We start from the raw sequence: 8682 nt of genomic DNA, 5'->3' as shown, positions 1-8682 counted from the left end.
TTGCGGGCTGCACATTCTTGTGCCGGGCAGCCACCGGGAAGACCCGGTCTGCGCTCGACCAGCCGCCCTACTTAAGGTCACATAGATGGACATGCAATCCCGAGTTCGCCAGCTTTTCCAGGCCAGCATCGACACCAAGCAGCAGGCGATGGAAGTTCTTGCACCCTATATCGAGCAGGCCAGCCAAGTAATGGTCAACGCCCTGCTCAACGAAGGCAAAATGCTTTCTTGCGGCAATGGCGGCTCTGCGGGTGATGCACAGCACTTCTCCTCGGAACTGCTTAACCGATTTGAACGTGAGCGCCCAAGCCTGCCAGCGATTGCATTGACCACTGACACGTCGACGATCACCTCGATCGCCAACGACTACAGCTACAACGAAATCTTTTCCAAGCAGATCCGTGCGCTCGGCCAACCTGGCGATGTACTGCTGGCGATTTCCACCAGCGGCAACTCGGCAAACATTATTCAAGCCATCCAGGCCGCACATGATCGCGAAATGGTTGTCGTAGCATTGACCGGTCGCGACGGTGGCGACATGGCGTCGCTGCTGCTGCCTGAGGACGTGGAGATTCGCGTCCCATCCAAAGTCACCGCACGTATTCAAGAAGTCCACCTGCTGGCGATCCATTGCCTCTGCGATCTGATCGACAGCCAACTGTTCGGGAGTGAAGAATGACCCCTAATCGCCTAAGCCTATTGGCTTTGACACTTTGCCTCGGCATCAGCGGCTGCAGCTCGGTCCTGACCGCGACCCGCGACACGCCAATCCAGGATGACCGCGGCACTCGCACGTTCGGCAGCAAGATCGATGACTCACTGATCGAAACCAAAGTGGAGGTCAATGTCGCCAAGGCCGACCCTGACCTGGACACTGGCTCGCACATCATCGTCGCCAGCTTCAACGGTATCGTGTTGCTCGCAGGCCAAACGCCCCGCGACGACTTGAAAGCCCTTGCCGAGAAAGCCGCTGGCTCGGTGCAACGCGTAAAAAAGGTCAACAACGAACTTCAGGTCATGGCACCGTCTTCGATCCTGGCACGCAACAACGATGCCTGGCTGACCACCAAGATCAAAACGCAAATGCTCACGGATAACACCATCCCCGGCTCGCGCATCAAAGTTATCACCGAAAACGGCATCGTCTACATGCTGGGCCTGGTGACCCAACAAGAAGCCACCCGCGCCACCAATCTTGTACAAGGCGTGTCGGGCGTGCAGAAGATCGTGAAATTGTTTGAGTACATTGATTAACCCGCGTTAAACAGCAGACAAAAAAACGCCGACATTGCTGTCGGCGTTTTTTTTGTTTCAACCAGCACGAATCAGATTACTTGACCACTTTCAGACTTGGCCTGCCGGTCGGACGCGGTGGTTCGCTGTCCGGTGGAGGGGTATCGTCATCAGGCTCAATGTCATCGTCGCCATCAAGGGCCGGCTCCAGATCGAAGACCATACCCTGGCCGTTTTCCCGAGCATAAATGCCCAGAATCGCAGAGATGGGTACGTACAACGTATGCGGAACGCCACCGAAGCGACCTTCGAAACTGACGGCATCGTTATCCATGTGCAAATGACGCACAGCACTGGGCGACACATTCAAGACGATTTGACCATCGTTGGCGAAGCCCTGAGGGACCTGGACTGATGGATATTCCGCATTGACCAGCATATGCGGGGTGCAATCGTTATCTACGATCCACTCATACAAAGCGCGAATCAGATAAGGGCGACTGGAGTTCATCAACGGCTCCTTAAGCCTTAGCGCATATCACGTTCGGCACCAGACAGACTTGTCTGGAAGGCCTCACGCGCAAATTGGCGCTCCATGTAATCAAGCAGCGGCTTGGCTTGCCGCGGCAATTCTATACCCATGATTGGCAGACGCCAGAGTATCGGCAGTAGACAGCAATCGACCAGACTTTGATCCTCGCTGAGGAAAAACGGCTTGTCAGCGAACAGCGGAGAAACGCCGGTCAGGCTTTCACGCAGCTCTTTGCGCGCTTGAACGCGAGCACTTTCTTTACTGCGTGAATCCAGAATCAGATCCACCAGGCCACACCAATCACGCTGAATACGATGAATCAGCAGACGGCTGTTGGCGCGGGCCACCGGATAAACCGGCAACAACGGCGGGTGCGGATAACGTTCATCCAGATATTCCATCACCACCGTCGACTCGTACAACGCCAGATCACGATCGACCAGAGTCGGCACGCTGCCGTACGGGTTCACCTCGATCAATTTTGGCGGATGACGGCCCGCAACTACATCAATGATCTCAGCGCTGACACCTTTCTCCGCGAGCACAATGCGTACGCGGTGGGAATAGTGGTCGGCAGGGTCGGAGTAACAGGCCAACCGGTTGGTCACGCCCATGGCGGTCCTCCTCGCTTGTAAAAGTTTTCAAAAGCAGAAAAACGAGCGCGCCCAGAAGGCGCTTCCGATATCGACTGCGCGGGACAGGATACGCCGAAGCGACCTCCTACCCCACGCTCGTTATCTTGAAGCACCCTAGGGCGCGCTTCGTTAACAGCAGGGTTTACAGCTTGATCAATGGACATCTTTCCAGTATTCGCGCTTAAGCAGATACGCGAAGACGAAGAAGAAAGCCAGGTAGAGCAATACATAGGTGCCGATGCGCTGATGTTGCAGCTTCACCGGATTCGCCGAGTAAGCGAGGAAGGTTACAAGATTTTTGACCTTCTCATCGAACTGTTCTTCATTTAAAGAGCCAGTTTTCGGCAATACGGTCAATTGATCGCATCCTTCATGGGTCAATGGAGAGCCCGTCAGAGGATCATATTGCTTCTTGCCGTTCTCAACCACTTGCACCTGCTTGCAGCCAATGACCTGACGACCTTGCAGCCCGGCTAGCACGTTAGGCATGCCCACGTTCGGGAAAACCTTGTTGTTCACACCCCATGGGCGTGCAGGATCCTCATAGAACGAGCGCAGATAGCCATACAGCCAGTCAGTACCACGAACACGTGCCACCAGGGTCAGATCCGGCGGAGCCGCCCCAAACCAGGCTTTGGCGTCCGCAGGTTGCATACCAATAGACATGTGATCGCCAATCTTGGCGCCGGTGAACACCAACTTGTCCAGCATCAGATCGTGGGGGATGCCCAAGTCGTCCGCCACACGCTCATAGCGCTGGAATTTGGCGCTGTGGCAACCCATGCAATAGTTCGCAAAGGTGCGCGCACCGTCCTGCATGGCCGCTTTGTCGGACACATCGATATCGACTTGTTCCAACTCAGGACCGTGTTCGGCCGCGAAGGACAAAGTGGGCAGAAGCGCAAAAAACAATACAGCAAATAGCTTTTTCATCAGCCAGTCACCCTTTCTGGAACGGGTTTGGTCTTCTCGAGCCGAGTATAGAATGGCATCAAAATGAAGTAGGCGAAGTACAGGAAGGTGCACACCTGCGACACAAGCGTGCGCTCAGGGGTCGGAGGTAGAACGCCCAATATCCCCAGAATCACGAACGCCACACAGAACAACACCAACCAGATCTTGCTCAACCAACCCTTGTAGCGCATGGATTTGACTGGACTGCGGTCAAGCCATGGCAACACGAACAGCACGGCAATCGCAGCACCCATGGCAATAACACCCATGAGTTTGTCCGGGATCGCACGCAAGATCGCGTAGAACGGCGTGAAGTACCAAACCGGGGCGATGTGCTCCGGGGTCTTGAACGCGTTCGCCACTTCGAAGTTAGGCTTCTCGAGGAAATAACCGCCCATTTCCGGGAAGAAAAATACAATCGAGCAAAAGATGAACAGAAACACCACTACGCCGACGATATCTTTCACGGTGTAGTACGGATGGAAGGCGATGCCGTCCAGCGGTATACCGTTTTCGTCTTTGTGCTTCTTGATGTCGACGCCGTCCGGGTTGTTCGAGCCGACTTCGTGCAGGGCCAGAACGTGCAACACCACCAGCCCCAGAATAACGATCGGCAATGCCACCACGTGCAACGCAAAGAAGCGGTTCAAGGTAATCCCTGAAATCAGGTAATCACCGCGGATCCACTGGGTCAGATCACCACCGATAACGGGGATCGCGCCGAACAGCGAGATAATCACCTGCGCGCCCCAGTAGGACATTTGGCCCCAAGGCAGCAAGTAGCCCATAAAGGCTTCAGCCATCAGCGCCAGATAAATCAGCATACCGAACAGCCAGACCAGCTCTCGCGGCTTCTGGTAAGAACCGTAGAGCAGCCCACGGAACATATGCAGATAGACCACGATGAAGAACGCAGAGGCGCCCGTCGAGTGAAGCAAGCGCAGGATCGAGCCGTATTCCACGTCACGCATGATGTATTCGACAGAAGCAAACGCCTCTTCAGCCGACGTCGTATAACTCATCGTCAGCCAGACACCGGTGACGATCTGATTGACCAGCACCAACAGCGCCAGCGAACCGAAGAAGTAGAAGAAGTTGAAGTTCTTTGGTGCGTAGTATTTGCTGAGATGGTCTTCCCACATTTTTGTGGCGGGAAAGCGCGCATCGACCCAATCCATGAACTTGCTCATCACGCTTTCTCCTGATCGACGCCGATGACAATGATGCTGTCCGTCTCATAGGAATGCGGCGGCACGGGCAGATTCAAGGGTGCTGGTTGGGATTTGTAGACCCGACCAGCCAAATCGTAGTGCGAGCCGTGGCAGGGGCAGAAATAACCGCCGACCCAATCCTTGCCCAAATCCGCGGGGGCGACTTCGGGACGGAACGTCGGAGAGCAACCCAGGTGCGTACAGATACCCACCAGCAGCAGAATTTCTGGCTTGATCGAGCGCACTTCAGGATCGACATAGGTCGGTTGCGCTGAGTTCTTGGATTCCGGATCAGAGAGTTGCCCCTCGATCTTCTTCAAATTTGCCAAAATCTCAGGCGTTCGACGGACGATGAATACCGGCTGTCCTCGCCATTCAGCAATCATTTGCTGTCCCGGTTCGACCTTGCTGACATTCACCTTCACTGGTGCACCTGCGGCTTTCGCCTTGGCACTGGGAAACCATGACCCCACGAACGGGACCGCAGCCCCCACCGCTCCTGCTGCACCAACCACGGACGTGGCTGCTACGAGGAAGCGACGCCGGCCTGCATTCACGCCGTCATTGCTCATTCCGTCCTCTCCCATCAACGCTGTGGCCTGTTTGATCAGGCGTCTACTTAAAATAAATTTTATGCGGTGTAAAAATTCTGCCGAATGGTAATGAAAAGCCCCTCATTTGACAAGGGAATTACCATCGCGAAACGGACCCAAGCCTTGTAAATCAGGGCGCGCAAGGATGTGGCACGTTGTCACATCTAACGAACGCCCATAAAAAAACGCCCAGCTCCGAAAAGGAGACTGGGCGTCTTTTAAAGTAGCAGCGATTAACGCTTCGAGTACTGCGGACGCTTACGCGCTTTGCGCAGACCTACTTTCTTACGTTCAACTTCACGAGCATCGCGAGTAACGAAGCCAGCTTTGCGCAGAGCGCCACGCAGGGTTTCGTCATACTGCATCAGAGCACGAGTGATGCCGTGGCGGATTGCGCCAGCTTGACCACTTGTGCCGCCACCGATAACAGTGACGTAGATGTCGAATTTCTCGGTAGTCTGAGTCAGTTCCAGCGGTTGACGAACTACCATGCGGGCAGTTTCGCGACCGAAGAAACCGTCAAGAGTACGGTTGTTGATCGAGATGTTACCGGTACCTGGACGCAGGAAAACGCGTGCAGTTGCGGTCTTGCGACGGCCAGTGCCGTAATTTTGAGTCGCCGACATAATGAACTATTCCGTTAAAACTTCAGTTCTTGGGGCTGCTGAGCAGTATGAGGGTGTACAGCGCCCGCATAGACTTTCAGCTTACGATACATGTCGCGACCCAGCGGGTTCTTAGGCAGCATGCCTTTAACCGCGGTCTCGATCACGCGCTCTGGGGCTTTGGCGATCAGCTTTTCAAAGTTGATCGACTTGATCCCGCCCGGAAAACCAGAGTGAGAGTAGTAGATCTTGTCGGTGGTTTTAGCACCGGTAACGCGGATTTGCTCAGCGTTGATAACGACGATGTAGTCGCCAGTATCGACGTGCGGAGTGTATTCCGGCTTGTGTTTGCCACGAAGACGGCTCGCGATCTCGGTCGCCAGACGACCCAGTGTCTGACCAGCAGCGTCGACGACGAACCAGTCGCGCGTAACTGTTTCCGGTTTAGCAGTAAAAGTTTTCATTCTTTAATAGCCTCAGGGGCCGCCCTGATAAATTAGACGGCGGATCTTACTGAATAGTGCGTACTTTGACAAGGTCAAAGGCAGCCGGGAACAGACGCTGTCGGGGGCTCGGGTCGGCGCGTCCGTTATACGGCAAGATTCTTCGGCAGACGGCGCATCACTTCCACTGCAAAGAGCTGCGGAATTATGCAGATTTCGAAAAAAATCTCAAGCTGCTTTTGCGAATACTCCCTAATTCGGGGTAGAAAGGGACGACTTACCGCTTTCGCCAGCAAAAAAGAGCCACCAAGATCCAATCAAAGGGTCCGAGCGATGATTTCCTTCATGATTTCGTTGGTCCCGGCATAGATGCGCTGCACCCGAGCATCCGCCCAGGCACGGGCAATCGGGTATTCCCACATGAAGCCGTAGCCGCCGTGGAGCTGTACGCACTCATCGAGCACCTTGCATTGCAGGTCTGTGCACCAGTATTTCGCCATCGCCGCCGTCGGCACGTCCAGCTTTCCCTCAAGGTGCAGCTCAAGACAGCGGTCGACAAAGACCCTGCCGATTTGTACTTCAGTAGCGATCTCGGCGAGTTTGAAGCGGGTGTTCTGAAACTCAGCGATGGCCTTACCGAATGCTTTGCGCTCCCGGGTGTAATCCAGCGTCCACTGCAACGCCGCCTCCGCAGACGCCAACGCGCCAATCGCAACCGTCAGGCGCTCTTGCGGCAATTCCTGCATCAGGTACGCGAAACCCATACCGGCCTGCCCCAAGAGGTTGCCCTTGGGCACGCGCACGTCCTGAAAAAACAACTCGGACGTGTCTTGGGCTTTCATCCCGACCTTTTCCAGGCGCTTGCCTTTGGCGAACCCCGGCGAATTTGCCTCTACCAAAAATAGGCTGGTGCCTTTTGCGCCCGCCTTGGGATCGGTCTTGGCCACAACAATGACCAGATCGGCTAAATAGCCATTGGTAATGAACGTCTTCGAGCCGTTGATCACATAATCGTCGCCGTCCAACACCGCCGTCGTTTTCACGCCCTGCAAATCAGAACCGGCACCCGGCTCGGTCATCGCGATCGCGGTCACCATTTCTCCCGAGACCAGTTTCGGCAAGTAGTTGAGCTTCAGCGCTTCATTGCCGTAATGCAGAATGTAAGGCGCGACGATGTCTGAATGCAGGGAAAAACCGATACCGGTCAAACCAAGCCGACCGATCTCCTCGATCACTACCGTGCTGTACAGGAAGTCTGCTGCCATGCCGCCGTACTCTTCCGGCAAATGCGAACACAACATGCCCTGCTCACCGGCCTTGTTCCACAGCGCGCGATCAATGTAGCCCTGCTTTTCCCACTGAGCATGGTAAGGCTGGGCTTCCTGCTCAAGAAATTTTCTCACGCTGCTGCGGAACAGTTCGTGCTCGGAGCTGAACAGGGTTCTAGGGATCATGCGGCACCTGTAATCGGGTGGAAGCCTGAGTTGGCTTTCAGAGCCTAAGCCGATGAACCAAGAGAGGACACTGGACACATACGACAAAAAATAAGACGATCCCGCCGTTGCTTGACCACTTTCCCATATAAGAAAAAGAATTATGTCTACCCAGCACTCCGCGCCATTGCGGCGCGTCAGCATCCTCGCGATTGACGGGGTGTTCGCCTCGACCCTGATGCAGGCCAAGGACTTTTTCCATCTCGCCAGCCTGCGCTATGGAAAACAGCTGGGCCAGGGCCTGCAGAGGACCTTCGAAACCCGTATTGTCAGCCCCAATGGTCTGCCGGTGCGCAGTTTCAGCGACGTTGTTCTGCCCGTGGACAGCGGCCTCGAACCCAGCGACGTGATCATTCTTCCAGGGTTCTGGGACGACTTTGACGGGCTGTGCCAGCGACACCCGCAGGTCTTGCCTTGGCTTCGCGAGCAACACGCTAACGGCGCAGTGCTCTGCGGTGAGGCCGGGGGCGTATTCTGGCTGGCACAGGCGGGCCTACTGGACGGCAAGGAAGCAACTACGTACTGGCGATTTTTCGCCGAGTTTGCCGAGCGCTTCCCGCGGGTGCTGCTCAACCCGGAAAAACACCTGACCGATGCCGACAATCTGTACTGTGCAGGTGGCACGACCTCAGCCTGCGACCTGTACATTTATCTGATCGAGCGTTTTTGCGGAGCCAACGTTGCTCAAGCAGTCGCCCGCGATATTCTTTACGAAGTGCAGCGCAACTATGTGCCAGGAAGGATGGGGTTCGGTGGGCAGAAACTGCATCAAGATGTGATTGTCCTGCAGATCCAGCAATGGCTCGAAGAGCATTTTGCCGAAAAGTTCCGCTTTGAGGACGTTGCACGAGAACACGGTATGAGCATCCGCAACTTCATGCGCCGCTTCCAGACCGCCACCGGTGACAAACCGTTGCATTACCTGCAGCGGCTGCGCATCGAAACGGCCAAGGGTTTGTTATCGGGGACGCGCAAGAGCATCA

General features: G+C 55.3%; 11 protein-coding genes. 3 read left to right on the top strand and 8 right to left on the bottom strand.

Features of this window, described 5'->3' with window-relative positions; genetic code table 11:
• Positions 1-85 precede the first annotated feature (85 nt).
• Entirely contained in the window at positions 86-679 is a 594-nt protein-coding gene (locus M0974_RS32060) for a phosphoheptose isomerase (protein ID WP_297846195.1), read from the top strand.
• Positions 676-1254 carry a BON domain-containing protein gene (locus M0974_RS32055; protein ID WP_297846193.1) on the top strand — a complete coding sequence of 193 codons (579 nt, stop codon included), beginning with the start codon at positions 676-678 and terminating at the stop codon, positions 1252-1254. The genes M0974_RS32060 and M0974_RS32055 overlap by 4 nt, the downstream gene beginning before the upstream one ends.
• A gap of 76 nt (positions 1255-1330) precedes the next feature.
• Here the strand turns inward: M0974_RS32055 and M0974_RS32050 are convergent, their stop codons facing one another.
• The 8 genes from M0974_RS32050 to M0974_RS32015 all read right to left on the bottom strand — a co-directional run bounded on the left by M0974_RS32050 (position 1331) and on the right by M0974_RS32015 (position 7660).
• Positions 1331-1744, bottom strand: a complete 414-nt coding sequence (locus M0974_RS32050) for a ClpXP protease specificity-enhancing factor (RefSeq protein WP_297846192.1) — start codon at positions 1742-1744, stop codon at positions 1331-1333.
• A gap of 17 nt (positions 1745-1761) precedes the next feature.
• Positions 1762-2379 (bottom strand): glutathione S-transferase N-terminal domain-containing protein, encoded by a 618-nt coding sequence (locus tag M0974_RS32045; RefSeq protein WP_297846190.1) that lies wholly within the window; start codon positions 2377-2379, stop codon positions 1762-1764.
• Positions 2380-2553: 174 nt separating this feature from the next.
• The gene (locus M0974_RS32040; protein ID WP_297846189.1) at positions 2554-3333 is read right to left on the bottom strand and encodes a cytochrome c1; all 780 of its coding nucleotides are present in this window, start codon (positions 3331-3333) and stop codon (positions 2554-2556) included.
• Positions 3333-4544 (bottom strand): cytochrome bc complex cytochrome b subunit, encoded by a 1212-nt coding sequence (locus M0974_RS32035; protein ID WP_297846187.1) that lies wholly within the window; start codon positions 4542-4544, stop codon positions 3333-3335. The genes M0974_RS32040 and M0974_RS32035 overlap by 1 nt, the downstream gene beginning before the upstream one ends.
• The gene (petA, locus tag M0974_RS32030; protein ID WP_297846185.1) at positions 4544-5137 is read right to left on the bottom strand and encodes a ubiquinol-cytochrome c reductase iron-sulfur subunit; all 594 of its coding nucleotides are present in this window, start codon (positions 5135-5137) and stop codon (positions 4544-4546) included. The genes M0974_RS32035 and petA overlap by 1 nt, the downstream gene beginning before the upstream one ends.
• Positions 5138-5391: 254 nt before the next feature.
• Positions 5392-5784: a 30S ribosomal protein S9 gene (gene rpsI, locus M0974_RS32025; RefSeq protein ID WP_297846183.1), complete on the bottom strand. Its 393-nt coding sequence runs from the start codon at positions 5782-5784 to the stop codon at positions 5392-5394.
• Between the two features lie 14 nt (positions 5785-5798).
• The gene (gene rplM / locus M0974_RS32020) at positions 5799-6227 is read right to left on the bottom strand and encodes a 50S ribosomal protein L13 (RefSeq protein ID WP_297846182.1); all 429 of its coding nucleotides are present in this window, start codon (positions 6225-6227) and stop codon (positions 5799-5801) included.
• Between the two features lie 296 nt (positions 6228-6523).
• Complete coding sequence (locus M0974_RS32015) at positions 6524-7660, bottom strand: acyl-CoA dehydrogenase family protein (RefSeq protein WP_297846180.1); 1137 nt, start codon at positions 7658-7660, stop codon at positions 6524-6526.
• Between the two features lie 217 nt (positions 7661-7877).
• On the opposite strand from M0974_RS32015, the gene M0974_RS32010 reads away from it, so the two are divergent.
• The coding region (locus M0974_RS32010) for a DJ-1/PfpI family protein (protein ID WP_297846197.1) at positions 7878-8682 on the top strand (805 nt) is incomplete at its 3' end.

The sequence above is a fragment of the Pseudomonas sp. genome, assembly GCF_026224925.1.
Classification (GTDB): domain Bacteria; phylum Pseudomonadota; class Gammaproteobacteria; order Pseudomonadales; family Pseudomonadaceae; genus Aquipseudomonas.
The sequence above is the reverse complement of the archived record's forward strand: the minus strand, read 5'-3'. Positions and strand labels throughout refer to the sequence as shown.